The 17,418-nt window shown below is 60.6% G+C and carries 19 protein-coding genes and 1 tRNA gene; 15 read left to right on the forward strand and 5 right to left on the reverse strand.

Features of this window, described 5'->3' with window-relative positions; genetic code table 11:
- Window positions 1-33: 33 nt before the first annotated feature.
- The 12 genes from B5D62_RS19950 to B5D62_RS20015 all read left to right on the forward strand — a co-directional run bounded on the left by B5D62_RS19950 (window position 34) and on the right by B5D62_RS20015 (window position 10,007).
- The gene (locus B5D62_RS19950) at window positions 34-507 is read left to right on the forward strand and encodes a lysozyme (RefSeq protein WP_085935685.1); all 474 of its coding nucleotides are present in this window, start codon (window positions 34-36) and stop codon (window positions 505-507) included.
- A gap of 90 nt (window positions 508-597) precedes the next feature.
- Window positions 598-2,442 (forward strand): phage terminase large subunit, encoded by a 1,845-nt coding sequence (gene terL / locus B5D62_RS19955; protein ID WP_085935686.1) that lies wholly within the window; start codon window positions 598-600, stop codon window positions 2,440-2,442.
- The gene (locus tag B5D62_RS19960; protein WP_085935687.1) at window positions 2,439-2,621 is read left to right on the forward strand and encodes a hypothetical protein; all 183 of its coding nucleotides are present in this window, start codon (window positions 2,439-2,441) and stop codon (window positions 2,619-2,621) included. The genes terL and B5D62_RS19960 overlap by 4 nt, the downstream gene beginning before the upstream one ends.
- A gap of 1,589 nt (window positions 2,622-4,210) precedes the next feature.
- Complete coding sequence (locus B5D62_RS32975; protein ID WP_139373983.1) at window positions 4,211-4,486, forward strand: hypothetical protein; 276 nt, start codon at window positions 4,211-4,213, stop codon at window positions 4,484-4,486.
- Between the two features lie 4 nt (window positions 4,487-4,490).
- A complete protein-coding gene (locus tag B5D62_RS19975) occupies window positions 4,491-5,573 on the forward strand; it encodes a hypothetical protein (RefSeq protein WP_085935690.1) in 1,083 nt (360 codons plus the stop codon).
- 174 nt (window positions 5,574-5,747) lie between these two features.
- The gene (locus B5D62_RS19980) at window positions 5,748-6,386 is read left to right on the forward strand and encodes a phosphoribosyltransferase (protein ID WP_085935691.1); all 639 of its coding nucleotides are present in this window, start codon (window positions 5,748-5,750) and stop codon (window positions 6,384-6,386) included.
- A gap of 205 nt (window positions 6,387-6,591) precedes the next feature.
- Window positions 6,592-6,840, forward strand: a complete 249-nt coding sequence (locus tag B5D62_RS19990; protein WP_085935693.1) for a hypothetical protein — start codon at window positions 6,592-6,594, stop codon at window positions 6,838-6,840.
- Between the two features lie 17 nt (window positions 6,841-6,857).
- Window positions 6,858-7,064 (forward strand): hypothetical protein, encoded by a 207-nt coding sequence (locus tag B5D62_RS19995; RefSeq protein ID WP_085935694.1) that lies wholly within the window; start codon window positions 6,858-6,860, stop codon window positions 7,062-7,064.
- A 339-nt stretch (window positions 7,065-7,403) separates the two neighbouring features.
- Window positions 7,404-7,814 (forward strand): hypothetical protein, encoded by a 411-nt coding sequence (locus tag B5D62_RS20000; RefSeq protein WP_085935695.1) that lies wholly within the window; start codon window positions 7,404-7,406, stop codon window positions 7,812-7,814.
- 20 nt (window positions 7,815-7,834) lie between these two features.
- Complete coding sequence (locus tag B5D62_RS20005) at window positions 7,835-8,950, forward strand: tyrosine-type recombinase/integrase (protein WP_085935696.1); 1,116 nt, start codon at window positions 7,835-7,837, stop codon at window positions 8,948-8,950.
- Window positions 8,951-8,991: 41 nt separating this feature from the next.
- Window positions 8,992-9,081, forward strand: a tRNA-Leu gene (locus B5D62_RS20010).
- Window positions 9,082-9,281: 200 nt separating this feature from the next.
- Entirely contained in the window at window positions 9,282-10,007 is a 726-nt protein-coding gene (locus tag B5D62_RS20015) for a hemerythrin domain-containing protein (protein ID WP_085935697.1), read from the forward strand.
- A 53-nt stretch (window positions 10,008-10,060) separates the two neighbouring features.
- On the opposite strand, the gene B5D62_RS20020 is transcribed toward B5D62_RS20015, so the two are convergent.
- From B5D62_RS20020 to B5D62_RS20040, 5 genes are read right to left on the reverse strand one after another with little or no spacing between them, the layout of a single operon-like run.
- Window positions 10,061-11,035, reverse strand: coding sequence for an ABC transporter ATP-binding protein (locus B5D62_RS20020; RefSeq protein WP_170921036.1), 975 nt, complete (start codon window positions 11,033-11,035; stop codon window positions 10,061-10,063).
- On the reverse strand, window positions 11,032-12,003 hold the full coding sequence (locus tag B5D62_RS20025) for an ABC transporter ATP-binding protein (RefSeq protein WP_085935699.1): 972 nt from the start codon (window positions 12,001-12,003) through the stop codon (window positions 11,032-11,034). Before B5D62_RS20025 ends, B5D62_RS20020 begins: the two co-directional genes overlap by 4 nt.
- 8 nt (window positions 12,004-12,011) lie before the next feature.
- The gene (locus tag B5D62_RS20030; protein WP_085935700.1) at window positions 12,012-12,965 is read right to left on the reverse strand and encodes an ABC transporter permease; all 954 of its coding nucleotides are present in this window, start codon (window positions 12,963-12,965) and stop codon (window positions 12,012-12,014) included.
- Window positions 12,931-13,893 carry an ABC transporter permease gene (locus B5D62_RS20035; RefSeq protein WP_085935701.1) on the reverse strand — a complete coding sequence of 321 codons (963 nt, stop codon included), beginning with the start codon at window positions 13,891-13,893 and terminating at the stop codon, window positions 12,931-12,933. Before B5D62_RS20035 ends, B5D62_RS20030 begins: the two co-directional genes overlap by 35 nt.
- A 40-nt stretch (window positions 13,894-13,933) precedes the next feature.
- Window positions 13,934-15,724, reverse strand: a complete 1,791-nt coding sequence (locus B5D62_RS20040) for a peptide ABC transporter substrate-binding protein (protein WP_085935702.1) — start codon at window positions 15,722-15,724, stop codon at window positions 13,934-13,936.
- A 127-nt stretch (window positions 15,725-15,851) separates the two neighbouring features.
- On the opposite strand from B5D62_RS20040, the gene B5D62_RS20045 reads away from it, so the two are divergent.
- The 3 genes from B5D62_RS20045 to B5D62_RS20055 all read left to right on the forward strand — a co-directional run bounded on the left by B5D62_RS20045 (window position 15,852) and on the right by B5D62_RS20055 (window position 17,390).
- Entirely contained in the window at window positions 15,852-16,169 is a 318-nt protein-coding gene (locus B5D62_RS20045; RefSeq protein ID WP_085935703.1) for a DMT family transporter, read from the forward strand.
- 10 nt (window positions 16,170-16,179) lie between these two features.
- Window positions 16,180-16,938, forward strand: coding sequence for an SDR family oxidoreductase (locus B5D62_RS20050; protein ID WP_085935704.1), 759 nt, complete (start codon window positions 16,180-16,182; stop codon window positions 16,936-16,938).
- A 68-nt stretch (window positions 16,939-17,006) separates the two neighbouring features.
- A complete protein-coding gene (locus tag B5D62_RS20055; protein ID WP_085935705.1) occupies window positions 17,007-17,390 on the forward strand; it encodes a DUF2946 family protein in 384 nt (127 codons plus the stop codon).
- The last annotated feature ends 28 nt before the right edge of the window (window positions 17,391-17,418 follow it).

The raw sequence follows: 17,418 nt of genomic DNA on the forward strand, positions 1-17,418 counted from the left end.
GGCTTCCCTTATGATAGCTGGCCTCGTCCTCTGATGATCGTAAGTGAAGAGGGCCTGGAGTTTCTCGTTGAAGAAGAAGGCAAGGAATATAAAGCATACCCCGACCCTGGTCCGAGCGGTTATCCGTGGACCATTGGCGTGGGCCACACCGGAGCGGATGTGTATCCCGGCCTCGTTTGGACGGATGAGCAGATCAGGGAAGCACTGATCAATGACGCGGCTGTGGCCGGTTCCATCGTTAACGGACACGTTACCGTACCGCTTACACAGTCTCAGTTTGACGCCCTTGTGTCCTTTGTCTTTAACATCGGTCAAGGCATCCCAGGTCAGCGAGACGGCTTCGTTTGGCTGAGGAGTGGTTACCACTCCACGATGCTCCGCAAGCTGAATGCGGGAGACTATAAGGGAGCCGCTGACGAGTTCCCCAAGTGGGCCAACCCTCCCCTCCCCGGTCTCATCCGGAGACGAGCAAAGGAACGCGAGATGTTCCTCCGGGGGATCGTCTAGTCATGGTCAACTGGGTTTTGTTCTCGGCTGGATTCCTCTGTGTGTCGCTCGGGGTTCAAGCTCTCGCCTACGCTTACAAAGTGGCGTTCGGTGAAGGATGAGCGTTCGCTCCCGCCGAGTTCCGAGGAAGCGTTCAATACCGAGATTGGAGACGATATCGAAGGCATTGCGGCGCGCGAAAGAGCACTCAACATCGCGTCGCCAGTTGGGAATGACGAAAGCTCAGACCCGCTAGCCTTCAACGACTTCCGGAACTTCGTCTATCTCCTCTGGCACGAGCTAGGGCTCCCTGATCCCACAAGCGTCCAGTACGAGATCGCGAACTTCCTCCAGCACGGCCCGAAGCGCCGCATGGTGCTCGCCTTCCGAGGTGTCGCCAAGACCTGGCTGACGGGCGCTTACGTGCTCTGGCGGCTGCACCGCAATCCGCTCCTTCAGATACTCGTGGTGAGCGCGAGCGCCGATCACGCGAAGTCCGTTACCAGCTTCATCCTGAAGTGCATCATCGAAGTCCCCTGGCTTCGCCACCTGATGCCCGATGAGAAGAAGGGCCACAAGACCAGCACGGTCAACTTCGATGTGAACGGGTGCAAGGTCTCGGTGCAGCCCAGCGTGCGTGCGCGAGGCATCACGGGGCAGCTTCCAGGCAACCGCGCCGATATCATCATCGGTGACGATCTGGAAATCCCGAAGAACTCCGACACGGTGGGCAAGCGAGAGCTGCTTCACAAGGGCATGGCCGAGTTCGCTTCGATCCTGAAGCCCGGCGGTGAGACCGTGATCCTTGGGACGTACCAGTCTGAGGAATCGATCTACAAGGACCTGCCAGCGAAGGGCTACAGGTTGTTCGTGGTGCCCGCTCGATATCCCGACGCGGAGCAACGTAAGGTCTACGGTGACACGCTCGCGGACTTCGTGGCGGATGCCCTGGACAGCGGGAAGGCTCGCCCAGGTGATCCCGTGGAGCCCACTAGGTTCCCCGAGGAGGAGCTTCTAGAGCGTGAGATGGAAATGGGCCGAAGCAACTTCGCGCTCCAGTTCATGCTCATGCCCACGCTGCTCTCCGAGCTGCTCTACCCGCTGCGCCTGAGGGACTTGATCGTCCTCAGCCTGACACCCACCCACGCGCCTCGCACGGTGCTCTGGAGCGGTGGTGTCGAAAGCAGACGCACGGACCTTCCCAACGTGGGCTTCAAGAGCGACAGCTACAACAAGCCCGCGATGTATACGAAGGACCTCTGGGACCCGTGGGATGCCAAGCACATGTTCATCGATCCAGCCGGCAAGGGTCAGGACGAGATCGCGTACAGCATCACGGGAAAGCTCGGCGGTAAGATCGGCTTGCTGGATTGCGACGGTCGCCTCGGCGGCTATGACGACAACAATCTCGTGTGGTTGTCCGAGAGGGCCATCGAGTACGAGGTCGGGACGATCACCATTGAAGACAACTTCGGTGGTGGGATGTTCGCCAAGCTCTTCCGTCCGGTGCTCGTGAAGACCGCCGAGAAGCACAACAAGCCGGCTCCGATCATCGAAGAGGTCCACTCTACCGGGCAGAAGGAAAAGAGGATCATCGATACGCTTGAGCCGATTATGAACCAGCATCGCCTCGTGGTGCACGATGCCCTCGTGACGAAGGACTACGAGAGCGTGATGGATCGCTCCCCGGACAAGCAGCACCTCTATCGTCTCTTCTACCAGATGACGCGGCTCACCAAGGAGCGCAACTCTCTGAAGCACGACGACCGCATCGAGACGGTTGCTGGGTCTACCGCCTACTGGCTCGATAAGATCAGTGAGGACGTGGACAGCAACCGCCGGGATCGGGAGTTCGATGAGGCGGTGGAGCGACTTCAGAGCATTGGCCTGGATCGGCCCACAAGCACCAACTGGAACGACAGTTACACCACTACCACCACGGGAGGCATCCGATGATGCACCTAGAGGCTATCATTGAGCGCAACAAAGGCGAGCCCGAGACTGTCGAGATCACCAAAGCTGAGTATGAGCGGCTGCTCCGTTCGCGGAAGCGGTTGAGGTGTCTGGAAGCCGCCGGGGTGTTCAACTGGGAAGGGTATGGTGAGGCAATCCAGCTTGAGGATGAGGAAGGCTAGTTCTAGAATCCGTCCCTAGGGGCAACCGAGGGGATTAACCATGAAGTGGGTTTTGATCGTTGTGGCGTGGGTGTCCACGGGAAGCGTCGGGGGCGGATACCACGTCACTGGCGTTCCTGAGTTCACCTCCCAGCAGGCTTGTGAGGCGGCTCGTCAGGTGGTCCTAAAGGGCTCCAGTGCGGCTTCCCAGTTCACCCCGCAAGTGACGTGCGTGCAGCAGTAACAGAGAAGCCAAACCAACAACCTTTGAGAGGGCCGTGGGGTAGTCTCCTGCGGCCCTTTCTTCTTTTGAGAAATACCTGATGATGACCTCGGTGGACTGCGCCGTGATCTGGCTAAGGAAGTACCAGGGCTATCGATTTGATGAGCAGACGCAGGCATGGTTCCCTCCCGCCGGCCATAGGGTCTCCCGGGCTGACTGGGAGGCCATCCAGGAAGTCCGCTCCAAGTTCGGCACGGGCCTCCTCGGGAACTTCTCCTGTTTGGGTAGTTGCTGATCACTCACAATGACCCAAGGCTTCTGATAAGGGATCACTGACCAATTCGTTCGCTAGGCCGGTTTATCTGGCCGTACAGAGGATCGGGGGGCTTTCAGGTAGGGTGACCTATCTGGGCCTCTCGAAGCCTCTCAGCGGGCTCCTGATGGCTTTCTATGTGGGGTATTCAAGTGTTCCCTCGGGAGCTTCCCCTGATGGGAGGGGGACTAGGGGATGAGGGCTACTAAAGGATGGTTATGGGATAAGGATGGTTTTAAGGGTATTCATCAATGATAACAATAGCTTACAGATTCCAGCATATTATATCCGGGGGACCACCGAGAGCCTCCCCTGGTGTTCCCTAGAGGTTATCTAGAGGAAGTGTCAGATGTAATGAGGCAGCTCTATGGCACTATCCCTAGAGGCTCCCGAAGTTTAATCATTACCTAGAGCCCAACCCTACATCTAGCCCCTCCGATCCTAGTGTCAGATGTGGCTTATATCCTTACCCTACCCAATCCCCTCCAGGGTCAGAATGTTAGCCTAGGATATTCTCAAGCCCCTTGGCGACCCCTCCCGCGTGGCCGGACCCCCCTCTACCCCCGGCCGCGCCTATTGGATGGTCACCACCCCACCACCCCGGGGCCATCGGGCACGCCTCCGGGCACCGTCCCGAGCTAACCCATTGAACTTGCTCGCCTGCAATGGGATTACACGTCCCTTAGTTGGTGGCTGAGCTGGTCCCGAGGGGTGCCCGGGAGGGTGAGGGCTCCTTTTTTCGGCGTTATTCCCACTCGAATATAAAGCTAGGAATCTGTGCTTTTGAGCACCAGCACATCTCACACTAGGACCTAGCGCGCCTCTCGGGCTCACCACGACGAACCCACCGCGATCCACCACGCCACATCCCACGCTATCCCCTAAAGCCTCCCCGCTCGCCTCCGCCTGTCTCTATTCGGGCTCGCCGCACAGGGGCCGCCGAGATGGTCCCGTGGGGTTCGCCTTGGTGCGCCCGGGAGGATAAAATGTGTGATCACTCACATTTTGTTGTTGACAGGTTGTTAGTGATCGCTCACAGTGCGCACCGACTTCGACGCAAAGGAGTGACACGACATGACCACTAAGGCACATCCTGAATTCTGTTACGCGATCCTGCCGGGACGTAAACGCGCGGTAATACTCATCAAGCGCGGCGAGGAAGGATACTGGCCCGAACATGGGATGACCGTTGAGGAAGCCGAACGCCGCAACGGACTGTTTAACGTAACGCCTGCCATGCGGACGGCTATGCAAGTCGGCTCCATGTTCGGTTGGCACCTTCCCGGAGCTGACCCCGAGAGGGCTGAAGAGTTGTACTCCAACGCGAAGCCGCTGAGTGTGGAGGGCTAACACCATGTCTCTCACCAACTCCCAAGTTGCCCACCTTTGGGTTGCCCACGCGAGGGGCACCACGGACCAGTCTTCGGCCCGTTCAAGCAACGGCAACTTTAGCTTCGCGGGGCCGTCGCTCTACTCCTATTCGACGGAGATTGCGCGGTTTCTCCCGCCGGCTCCGGACGGAACGCGGTTCGTGATCTGCTCCACTCATAGCTATTCGATCACGACCACATCAAAGCACTACAACGCCCGCCGCCGCGCATTGCACGGGACCGAGTTCGTTGAGGTGAGTTTGGACCTCCCAAACAGGGGATGGAGGTTCGGCACCAACGAAAAGCCGGCGGTTATCCTCGAACTCATCATGAACGCTGCCAAAGAGGCTAAGGAGAAAGCAGCGCGCGCTCGCTCTAACCGCGCTTGGTGGCTAAACCAAGCCACACACTACGCCATGGCCGGCGAAACATGGGCTAAAGCTTATGGGCTTCCCACGGGAGAACCCTCGGAAGTCCTCTCGCGGCTTCTCAAAGCCTCTGAAGGCGAAGCTATCTTTGATAACATTCGGGCCTTCTTCAGAGCCTACTTCGATGCTCCAAAGCTGATGTGGCGGAACCTCGCTAATGCGTTTGGCGAGATTGCCTTGGGCGCATACTGGCTGGGAAACACGCGCGCCGGATATCCGATTGAACTGCAATATAGAACCGGCGGCCCGCTTGGTCTTCCACCTACGCTGCTCCGCGTCAACGGCGCCACGGTGGAAACCTCGCGCGGCGCTGACTTCCCCTTGGAACATGGATTGAAGGCTCTACCCTTCATTGATCGCGCCGTAAGAGAGGGTCGGGCCATCGCTTACGCTCCCACACTCTCCGGGGTAGGCCGCACGGTGCGGCTTGGTCACTTCCGGATCGACAGTGTATCGGCCGCTGGCTGGGTTCAAGCCGGCTGCCATAACGTCCCCCACTTCGCGATCCGCTGGGCTGCCCGCCAAGCTGGCGCAATCGAGGCTCCCGAACTGGATCACGTTGCGGCGCTGGTCGATTACGTGAAAGCCAAGCGAGCGGAGGAAGACGCGATCTCTCCTACCGCCACTCGTGTGTCTTGATTGTTAGGGATCACCCACCATCGAGCCTTGACCTTAGCCCGCTTCGCCACACTCGTCTCGGTGAGGTGGGCCTAGGCCAGCGCTCTTCGGGCTGGAGTTCATCGGAAAGGACAGGCACAAGTTGAAGCTCGCACAGGATTATCACAGGGGGTCCGACCGGATTTCCTCCGCCGCGTGGTGGACGACACCGCCGAGCACATCGCCTCATGGATCGCGGCGAACAAGGAAAGCATCACACACATTGTTTGCTCGGGCGTCTCCGGGCAGGCCGTCGCGTGGCCCGTCAGCTACAAGCTTGGGCTACCTGTATGCGTCGTTCGCAAGGAAGGCGAGCAGAGCCATGCCGGGTGCATCTCGGGCTATGGCGAACTTCAGGACTACGTGATCCTTGATGACTTGATCGCAACGGGGAACACCATTCGGTACATCACGGGGAAGATTGACGCCACTTACAGGTCCGGAAAGCAGTATGACACCGAGCCCCGATGCCGCGCGGTCTTCCTGTACGCGGACCGCAGTCGTGGCAGCTTTGACCAAGGGAGATTTGGTGTCCCTGTGTTGGCCCACAACGTTGTGTGTGAGGGCGAACTCTACGGCTGGAACCGGGAGGATGACGACAACGCTGAAGCTCCCGCCAAAGAAGTGGACGCGGCTACCGCTTCCCTGATGGATAAGGTCCGCCGTGAAATGGACGCCAAGCCCGTTCCCACGTTTGACCGCTACCTCGCTCCTCTGATCCCTCCCCCTACCTTCGATCTTCCCAAGGGGTTCTTTGAACTGATCCCGGGAAGCGTGACGGAGGAAAAGCCGTGACCACCTCGCCCCTCCTCACAACGGATACTGAGCTATCCGGACTGTGGGCCACGCACCACGGGAAGCGCGCGTCGTCCACCACGGTCAAGGTCCCGGCGGATGCTCTCGAACATCTCCTCAAGGATCACCACACCCTGCTCACGGCCCTCCGCGACCGCAAGCTCCTAACCATCACCATCGGACCAGATATGGAGAGCCTTAAGCCATGACCGCCCCAGTAACCCAAACGACTATCCCCGAGATTGTCCGGGCCTTCACCAAGCCGGGCCGTGTTCCGGTGATCCTCGCGGCGGCCTCTGGGCCGTCTCTCATCGGTGACATTCCCGCCGCCGATTTCTCATCCGTCGAAAGCATCCGGGCGGTTGTCCGGCCGCTGCTCACCAGTCTCGGGCTTGGTGCGTCGTCCATCACCTTTACGGTGATCGATAGCCACCCGTGCATCATCACCCACTAGCACCCGGACATTCCACCATGACCATCGCAACACCTATCAAGGTCGATACCTACGCTTTCACCTCGGCGGCCACCTCCGGCGATGCTTCCATCGTCTCCCGATACATCGAATGGGACCGCCGGAACCGCCTGCGGATAGCCCAGGAACAAGAGGCGATGTACTTCGGTTTCTCCCTCGGGGGTGAATACCTCGCGCCCCGATGTGTGCCTAAAGGCGGCTTTTGACCGGATGACTTAGCGGGGAATGCCTCTGTCGCTCATTGATTGCGGGCGGTTTGGGCATTCCCCTACTGGTAGTTTAGGTATGCGTAATTAAATTTGGTAATAGATCACGGATTATCTTGCAGTGGTGGGGAGGGATTGTATACGGTTGCAATGGGAATGAAGACTTGGGGAAAACTAAAAAACTATCGGAGAGAACGGTGTTAAACATATTTCGCATTAATATCCTGGGGTTTCATCTTCACTGTGAATGGCTGTACGGCTCGCTAGTGATCTCTAAGTTTCGTTATGATATTGGTTCGCTCCAGTTGGGTAGACTAGAGATAACTTGGGAGACAGATTATGGCCGACAAGGACAAGCCCGATTTGAGGGCAGTGCCGAACGTTCCCCCGCAGATGAACCTACTGGTGCGCATGAGCCACGCTATTCAGCGGTTCCGGGAAGAGGACCCGAAAGCGAGTTTGGGCACGATTGAAGTCTTCCTCGCTATCGCTTCGTATCCCGGGGCGGTCCCTCAAAAGGACCTTGTGCGAGACTTCACAGAAACCCATCCGAACGGAACCCGCACGTTCATTTCAACAATGCTCGGGAAACTCGACGGTGATGCGGCTCGCGCGCTGCGGTGGGGCTCACCACTCGGTTTAGTGCAACTCTACGATGATGCCGAAGACGCACGAGGGCATCTCGTCCGTCTAACCGCCAAGGGTCGCCGTGTCGCGATGGACATGGCCCAGCTCCTTGGTGGCAAGTAAAACGCGGGGAGACACACACCATGGCTAAGCCTCGTCACTCCGGCTTTCAGGCTGACGTTACCTTAGACGGTAAACGCCTTCGCCCCTCAGGGTTCCGCACCGAGGCCGCCGCGAAGGCATGGGAATATCAAGCCAAGGCTAATCACCTTGTCGGCAAGCCGCTTCCTCCGATGCCATCCGAAGAGGAAAGCACGGAATGGGGACTGAAGGACTTGCTTGATTGGGCCTACACGGAGCACTGGGCGAAGATGCCTAGCGCGGACACGATGCTTAAGAACATGAAAATCCTTGTGGCTGATCTCGGGGCCAACTATCCGGCCGTCGAGCTGTTAGGAGCAGAGGGCTACAGGGCTTTGGAGGCTGCGTGTTTAGCCCGGGGGAACTCGGGTGGTACGATCAACCGCAAGGCGTCACTGGTAAGTAAGGCGCTCAAACTGGCTATCGAGCAGGGAAAGATACAGGGTGAGAACAAGCCTCAGTACGGACGGAAGCCCGAAGCTGAAGGCCGCGAATACATCCTCTCTCCTGAGATTGAAGCAAGGTGCGCTGAATGGTTAGGCCGGTTCTGCCCTGACACTGCCCGGGCCGGCTCCCCCGAAATGCTCGACTGGTTTACGCTCTGCATCGATACGGGAATGCGTGTCTACTCTGAGACCTTGCACGTCTACCCCCATGTTGACGTTACGGGCCGCCAACTAGTCATTCGAGGACGCGTGTTGGAGTTGGCCCCTAACGTGTCGATATTCCGTGCTGATCGCAGAACCAAGACGACCAAGGGGCGGTTCATCTCCCTCACGGAGCGCTCAAAAGCTATCATAGAGAGGCGCAAGCGTTATGTCCCGGAAGACAAGACGCTATTCCACGGCACCCCTCTCAATAAGTATTACATCTACGATATCTGGCAACGGATGAACCTCACGCTAAAGGTCAATCATCCCGACTTCGTACCCTACTCCCTTCGTCACACCTGCCTTACTCGCCTATTCATCGCTGGGAACACGATGCCGGAGGTGATGGACTGGGCGGGCCATACAACGCCCAAGCAGACGTGGCGCTACGCCCACCTCGCCGGCATCCTGAGTAACAACGTGGCGAGCAAGCTGGACAAGTACCTGGAGGACAATAAGGGCCGGTAAAACGGTGCCCGAGACGGTGCCCGAAAGGCACCAAACGCCTAGCCCCCGTGGCGGAAATGGTAGACGCATGAGGCTTAAAACCTCAGAGATTTCAACGATCTGTGCCGGTTCGAGTCCGGCCGGGGGCACCACGGCAACGGTCCTTAAAATCCCTTGATCCGTAAGGATCGTGCCGGTTCGAGTCCGGCCGGGGGCACCATCCTGCGGAGGGACATCCGCAGAGGTCGTGTCGGTTCCTGCTGGCAAGGAGTGCCCGCCAGACCTCGCAACCCTCCACCGAGGTCCGCGTTTGTCTGCTAGCGCCGTCGCGACATCCGGCGAAGGAGCGAGCATGAGCAAGAGTATCGTTTTAGGCCGCCGATCGTTGATCGGCGCGGCTGCCGTTTGCGGCCTGGTTCCCGGTCCTCTTGCTCTGGCCCCTCTCGCCATGGCCGACGAGCGCCCCCAGGGCAAGGGCACGAAGGCCGAGGCCGAAGCTCCGGTGACGCCGACCGAGGATCTGATGCGCGAGCATGGCGTGCTGCGCCGGATCCTGCTGATCTACGAAGCGGGCGCGCGACGGTTGGGACAGGGCGAAGACATGGAGTCGATCGTCTTCGTCCAGACCGCCGAGACGATGCGTGACTTCATTCACAACTACCATGAGAAGCTCGAAGAAGATCACCTTTTCCCGATCTTCAAGAAGGCCGGTCGGATGGTGCAGCTTGTCGATGTGCTGCTGACGCAGCACGCGGCGGGCCGCAAACTGACGGACCGCATCCTGCAACTCGCCCCGACGGCGCCGAACAACAGCGATCAACGCAAGGCGATGATCGAGGCGATGCAGGCATCGATCGTCCTGTACCGTCCGCATGCCGCCCGCGAAGACACCGATCTGTTCCCCACCCTGCGTCACCTCGTGACGCCCAATCAGTTCGACGCCCTGGGTGAGACGTTCGAACAGGAAGAGAATGCCAAGTTCGGCGGTGACGGTTTCGAAAAGGCGGCCAAGAAGATCGAGCAGATCGAGAAGAAGATCGGCATCAACGATCTGAGCCAGTACACGCCGAAGATCTGAACCGCGGACGAGCTTCGCCCGACATCCATCCGATCGGTTTCAGCTCGACGTCCCTAACCGCGATAGTGGCAGGCGACCCAATGGCCTGGCTGGCTTTGTCGCAGCTCGGGATCGCGCTGCGAGCAGTCAGGCCGAGCGATCGGGCAACGCGTATGGAAGTGACAGCCCGAGGGCGGATGAATGGGATTGGGGACATCACCCTGCAGCATGATGCGCTTGCGCTTCACGGTCGGGTCGGGGATTGGCACCGCCGATAGCAGCGCCTCGGTATAGGGGTGCAGTGGCGTGTCGTAGAGGTCGCGTGACGGAGCGATCTCCACTACGCGGCCGAGATACATCACGGCGACACGGTCGGAAATGTGCTCCACCACGCTGAGATCGTGCGCGATGAAGAGATAGGTGAGCCCGAATTTCTCCTGCAGGTCCTCCAGGAGATTGACCACTTGGGCCTGAATCGACACATCGAGCGCGGAGACTGGCTCGTCGCATATGACGAGCTTCGGCTCGACCGCGAGGGCGCGCGCGATACCGATGCGCTGTCTCTGTCCGCCGGAGAACTCATGCGGGAAACGGCGCATGTGGTCGGCTCGCAGACCAACCGTCTCCAGCAGCTCCACCACCCGCTCCTCGAGCTCGCGCCGCGACCGGGTGAGCTTATGGATCTGCAGGGCCTCGCCGATGATCGCTCCGACGGTCAGCCGCGGATTGAGCGAGGCAAACGGATCCTGGAAGATGATCTGCATATCGCGCCGCAGCGCCCGCAATGCATCGTGGCCGAGCCGGGTGACATCCTTGCCCTGGAACAGGACCTCGCCCGAGCTGGGCTCGATCAGCCGCAGGATGCAGCGGCCGGTCGTGGACTTGCCGCAACCCGATTCGCCGACCAGGCCGAGCGTCTCGCCCTTGCCGATATCGAAACTGACACCGTCGACGGCATGCACCCGCTCGACTTCACGCGAAAAGACGCCCCCTTTGACGGCGAAGTGCTTGCGGAGCTTGTTGACCGAAAGGAGAGTATCCGCGCTCACAGCACGCACCGCACGAAGTGGCCGGGAGTGACCTCCTTGAGAGGGGGAATGCCCTGCGTGCAGATGTCCCGCGCCGACTTGCAGCGCTGGGCGAAGCGACAGCCCGGCGGGGGATCGAGGAGACTCGGCACAGTCCCCGGAATCGCTTCCAGACGCTCCTTGTGCGCCGCGGCGCGATCGACGCGCGGAATCGAGCGGATCAGCCCTTGCGTATAGGGGTGGCGCGGATTGCCGAACAGCGCTTCCACCGGCGCTTCTTCCACCACCTTGCCGGCATACATGACAACGACCCGCTGGCACGTCTCTGCCACGACGCCCATGGCGTGGGTGATCAGCATGATCGCCATGCCGAACTTGTCCTTCATCTCCTGCATCAGCTCGAGAATCTGCGCCTGGATGGTGACGTCGAGCGCGGTGGTCGGCTCGTCGGCGATCAGGAGCTTGGGCCGGCAGGACAGGGCCATGGCGATCATCACGCGCTGGCGCATGCCGCCCGAAAACTGGTGCGGATAATCGTGCACCCGCTTCTTCGGATTGGGGATGTGCACGAGCGCCAGCATCTCCACCGCGCGCTCGATCGCCTGACGGCGCGAGAGATTCTCATGCTCGCGCAGTACCTCGGCGATCTGGTCTCCCACCGTGTACACCGGGTTCAGCGATGTCATCGGCTCCTGGAAGACGATGGCGATCTCCTTGGAGCGGATCTTGTCCATCTCCGTCGCCGGCAGCGGGATCAGGTCGCGCCCCTGCCACAGGATCTGCCCGCCGGCGAAGCGCCCGGGCGGCATGTCGATCAGCTTCAACACCGAACGCGCCGTGACGGTCTTGCCGCAGCCGGATTCGCCAACCACACCAACCGTCTCGCCGCGCTCGATCCGAAGATCCACACCATCGACCGCTCGCACGACGCCACCGTCCGTGGCGAACCAGGTCTTCAGGTCACGAATATCGAGAAGGGCTTCCGACATCGCAAAACCTACAGCACGCGGCGGGGATCGAGCGCATCGCGCAGGCCGTCACCGATAAAATTGATGGAAAGGACGGCAAGAAAGATTGCGGCGCCCGGAAACATCGCCCAGTGCGGCGCAATGTCGAGATAGTCCTTGGCATCGAACAGGACGCGGCCCCAGGTCGGAACATCGGGTGGGAAGCCGAGCCCCAGGAACGACAGGGTGGATTCAGAAATGATCGCGGCGGCAACATCGATCGTTCCGGCGACGATCACCGGTCCCAGCGCATTCGGCAGGATGTGGCGCACTACCTGGCGCATCTTGGAGGCCCCCAAGGCTCGGGCCGCCTCGACGAATTCCTTCTCCCGCAGCGACAGAATCTGGGCTCGCACCAGGCGTGCCACCGGCATCCAGCGCAGTCCCCCGATCACGATGACGATCATGATGAAGATGCCGCCTTCGGGTCCGAACACGGCCTTGAGCGCATCGCGGAACAGATAGATGACCAGCAGGAGCAACGGCAGCTGAGGCAGCGACAGGAACAGATCCGCGAGCCACATCAGGATCGCATCGACCGTGCCGCGCGACATGCCGGCAACGGCCCCTACCAGGACGCCGACCAGGGCCGCCACTAGCATGGCGCACAGCCCCACGGCCATCGAGATCCGTCCGCCGTAGAGCAATCGCGCCAACACATCCTGCCCGAGATCGTCGGTGCCGAAAGGATGGGCGAGCGTCGGCCCTTCGAGCTTGGCGGTGAAGTCGATCTCGTTGATGGGCACGCGCCACACGAGTGGCCCGAACGCGATCGCCACGATCATGACCAGGAGAATGACGGCGCTGGCGACGGCGAGCTTGTGGCGACGGAAGCGCCGCCACGCCTCGAGACCCGGCGAGAAGCGCGGCGTCTTGGCCGGAGCGGCCGTTGCCGGTCTCGTCGGCAGTTCAGCGGAAAGCGATGCGGGGGTCGAGCCAGGCATAAAGGACGTCGGCAATGAGGTTGAAGAGAACGACGAGGCAGGCGAAGACGAAGGTCACCCCCATCACCACGGGGGTATCGTTGGCCAGGATCGACGAAATCAGCAGCGATCCGATACCTGGAATTCGAAAGATCTGCTCGGTAACGATGGCGCCGCCGAACACGATCGGCATCTGTAGCGCCACCAAGGTCACGACCGGAATGAGCGCCGTGCGCACCACGTGCTTCACCACCACCTTGCCTTCGCCGATCCCCTTGGAGCGCGCCGTGGTGACATAGTCGAGCCGCACCACGTCGAGCACGGCCGACCGCACGAACCGCACCAGCGATGCGCCCTGAAACAGGCCAAGCACCGTGACCGGCATGATGGACTGCTTCACCTGCTCCCACAGCCACTGCAGGCCGGTGGCGTTGATATCATCGCGAAAGACGAAGGGCAGCCAATCCAGCTTGATGCTGAACACAAGGATCAACAGCAAGCCCGTGAAGAAGGTCGGCAGCGAGAAGCCGATGAACGCCAGCGTATTGGCGACCTGATCGAAAACCGAATAAGGGCGGGTTGCCGCCAGCACGCCGACCGGCAGCGCCACGACGATGGCGAGGAGTTGCGCGGCGCCGATGACAACCAGGGTCGTCGGCAACCGCTGCAGGATCAGCTTGTCCACGTTCATGCGGCTGACGAAGGAGAAGCCCCAGTCACCCTGCAACATGGCCATCAGCCAATGGACGTACCGCGTCCACACCGGATCATCGAGACCGAACTTCGCCCGCAGCGCCGCCGCGACCTCGGGCGGGATCGCGGGGTTGGTCACCAGTTCGCCAAACGGGTCGCCCGGGGCCAGCGCCAAGACGCAGAACAGCACCACGCTGATCCCGAGCAAGCTCGGGATCGCGATCAACAGACGACGAATCAGATACTGCCGGGACATGCCCTATTCCCGCGGCTACAGCCCACCATGATCGGGTAGCTCAGGCTTCTTTGAACCAATTCTGCAGGTCCCACGTATTGTTGTCCCAGCCGCTGACGGAGGCTTGCAGCTTGTTCGCCCGGGCCACCACGACCGGTCTCATCACGACTGGAATCACTACCTGATTGCTGACCACGAGATCGTTCGTCCTTATCAGGAGCGCCGCCCGCTTCACGGGATCCAGTTCGTTCTCTGATTCGCGATAGACCTTGTCGTACTCCTCGTTTTGCCAGCGCGTGATGTTGCGGCCTTGCCACTTATTGGCCTTGGTGGCCGCTTCCCAGGAGCAGAACTGGTTCATGAACAACCCTGGATCGGGCTGCCCCTGGGTCGTCGTGTACATCTGCAGATCGCAATAGAAATGCGGATAGGTATCGGGATTGGCAACGTCGGAGGAGAAGAAGACGGACGCCGTGACAGCCTTGAGCTCGATATCGATGCCGGCCTTCTGGCAGGCCTGCTTGACGATGGCCTGCGTCTTCTGGCGCGGCTGATTGATGGACGTCTGAAATACAAACTTCAGCTTCTTGCCATCCTTTTCGCGAATGCCGTCGCCGCCCTTCTTCCAGCCGGCCTTCTCGAGCAGCTCAGCCGCCTTGTCGACGTTGAACTCATCCTTGATGTTGCTCGAGCGGAAGCGTTTGGGATTGTTCACGAAATTCGGCGTGGCCGGGCCCGTCCGTCCGTAGATGAACTTCTCGACCGAGCCCTTGTCCACGAGCAGGGCAAGCGCCTGGCGAACCGCCGGATCGGACAGGATCGGATGCTTCGTCTTGAGGCTGGCGCGCTCGCCATCGACCTCCGTCCAGGGATCGCACGAATTGAGCTGGATATGCTCGATATTGCCGCTCTCGGCGATCACCACCTTGCCCTTGCCGGTCTTCTCCAGCCGGCTCAGGACCTCATCCTCGACCTGGAGATTCCACGCGAAATCATACTCACCGGTCTGCAGAACGGCGCGGGCAGCGGAAACGGCATCGCCTCCGCCCTTCATCTCGATCGCGTCGAAATAGGGCCGGTTCGGCATGTGATAGTTGGGATTGATCTCGCCCGAGACCGTATCGCCCGGCTTGAAGTCCTTGAACTTGTAAGGACCGGTGCCGACGGGCTTGAGATTGGTCGGCGCCTCGCGGGACTTGGCGCCGATATAGGGTTCGAACAGATGCTTGGGAATGATCATTCCCTGAGCGCCTACGAACGCATTGGCCCAGAACGGCGTCGGCTTGTCGAACAACAGCTTGACCGTATAGTCGTCGACCTTCTCGACCTTGACGTCCTTGTACGAGCCGATCGTGACGGCGGCAGTTGCGGGATCGGTCGCGTACTGCCAGTTGAAGACGACGTCGTCGGCGGTGAATGGCTTACCGTCGTGCCAGGTCACGCCTTGCTTGAGCTTCCAGACGACCGATTTGCCATCCGCGGCCAAGCCACCGTTTTCCCGACTCGGGATTTCCGCCGCCAATACCGGCTGGAGATTGCCCTCCGGGTCCCACCCTGCCAGCGGCTCGTAGAAGATACGGCTGCCGTCCTGATCCTTCGTGCCAACGGCGAAATGCGGATTGAGAAGCGTCGGTCCCTGCCACCAGAGGATTTTCAATAGACCGCCGCCGCCGCGCTTGGTCGGCTTGTAGGTCGAAGCGCTTTGCGCCATCGCGACCCCGGAATAGGCCAGCAGCTGCGTGGCCATCGGCGCCGTCAGACCCACCGCCGCCATCCTGCGCAGGAAGACGCGGCGCGACAGCCCACCCGCCTTCACCTCGGCAAGCAAACGCCGCAGTTCACCTTCGTTCATTGAACACCCCATCCTTCAGCCTTCCCAGACCACGCTCTCGCTATCTTGCAAGATGCGTGCAATGCTCAATCTGAACCGTCCAAGCGGACATCGTCAACGCCAGTCACATTCGATGGGGAGAAATTGCATGGCGTGGATCGCTCTTCTTTTGGCAGGCATTTGCGAGATCGGCTGGCCGGTGGGATTGAAGCTCGGCTGGACGGATGCTGGCCCACGTCCCGCCTGGATTGCCTTTGCCGTGATCGCCATGGCTGCCAGCGGCGCGCTCCTTTTATGGGCACAGCGGACGATTCCGATGGGGACCGCCTATGCCGTTTGGACCGGGATCGGCGCCTTCGGTGCGTTCATAATCGGCATCCTCGCCTTCGGTGATTCGGCATCGGCGCTGCGCATTGTCTCCATCGGCCTCGTCGTTGCCGGCATCATCGGACTGAAGCTCGCCTAGGGAGGAACGAATGCGCCTGAAGGACAAGGTCGCTCTGATCAGCGGGGGCGCCAGCGGCATGGGCGCCGCTACGGCGCGGCTCTTTGCCCGGGAAGGAACAAAGGAGGTGTTCGTCGCCGATCTGCTAGAGAAGGAGGGCACGGGCATCGTCGAGGAGATCCGGCGGGACGGTGGCAAGGCGACGTTCCTGCCCCTCGATGTCACGAACGAGTCGCAGTGGAAGGCAGCCATCGACGCTGTCGAAGCCGGTGCGGGCGGCCTCGATGTCCTCGTGAACAACGCCGGCATCAGTGGCTCCGCGGAGCAGGACCTCTACGATACGGCAGCCTGGAACCGGCTGATGGGGGTCAATGCCACCGGCGTCTTCCTCGGCATGAAGTACGGAATCGCCGCGATGAAGAAGACGGGGCGCGGCGGCTCCGTGATCAACCTATCGTCGATCTCCGGCATCACCGGCCAAGGCTATATCCATGTCGGCTACAACGCCTCGAAAGGCGCCGTGCGGCTCATCACCAAGGCCGGCGCCGCCCAGCATGGAAAGGACCGCATCCGCGTCAATTCGGTGCATCCCGGCCTGATGCCCCCGATGCGGACCTCCGGGCGCACGGCCGATCCGGAAATGCGCGCCAAGACCCTCAAGGGCGTGCCATTGGGACGGGCCGGGGAGGTCGACGAGGTCGCCTACGCCATCCTGTTCCTCGCCTCGGACGAATCGTCCTACGTGACCGGTGCAGAACTGGTGGTCGACGGCGGCTGGACCGCGGTCTGAGAAATCGTCATAGGCTCAGCGACAAGCTGACGCTTTCGATACACAAGGCGCAGGTGCATAGTTTGCGCATGGATCGCAGTCGCCATCAGTCCGGTTGGCGCGCGTCGGCCCTTGCCGTCGCGCTGTTTGCGATCACGCTCAATTTCCTGCAGCCGCTTGCCCATGGCATGCTCCTGCGCGACGGCGCTCCGTCCAGTCTGTGGACGGTCTTCTGCAATGCCTCGGCGGCTGATCCGGATGGCGAAAAGAATTCCGCTCCGATGGCGGTCGACAGCCACGAATGCTGTCTCGGGCTGGCCCACGCCGTCACGATCGTTCCTCCGCCGACGACCTTCGTCGCCGTAAGATTGGTGGTTGCCGAGGCGGCACCCCTACCTTCTTCTGATCATCCCGGCTCCGTCGGCATTCGTGACGGACCGAGCCGACCGCGCGGTCCTCCTTCCCTCACCTGACGTTTGAAACCGCCACGCGCCCTGTCGC

This window comes from Enhydrobacter aerosaccus, assembly GCF_900167455.1.
GTDB classification, from domain to species: Bacteria; Pseudomonadota; Alphaproteobacteria; order Reyranellales; family Reyranellaceae; genus Reyranella; species Reyranella aerosaccus.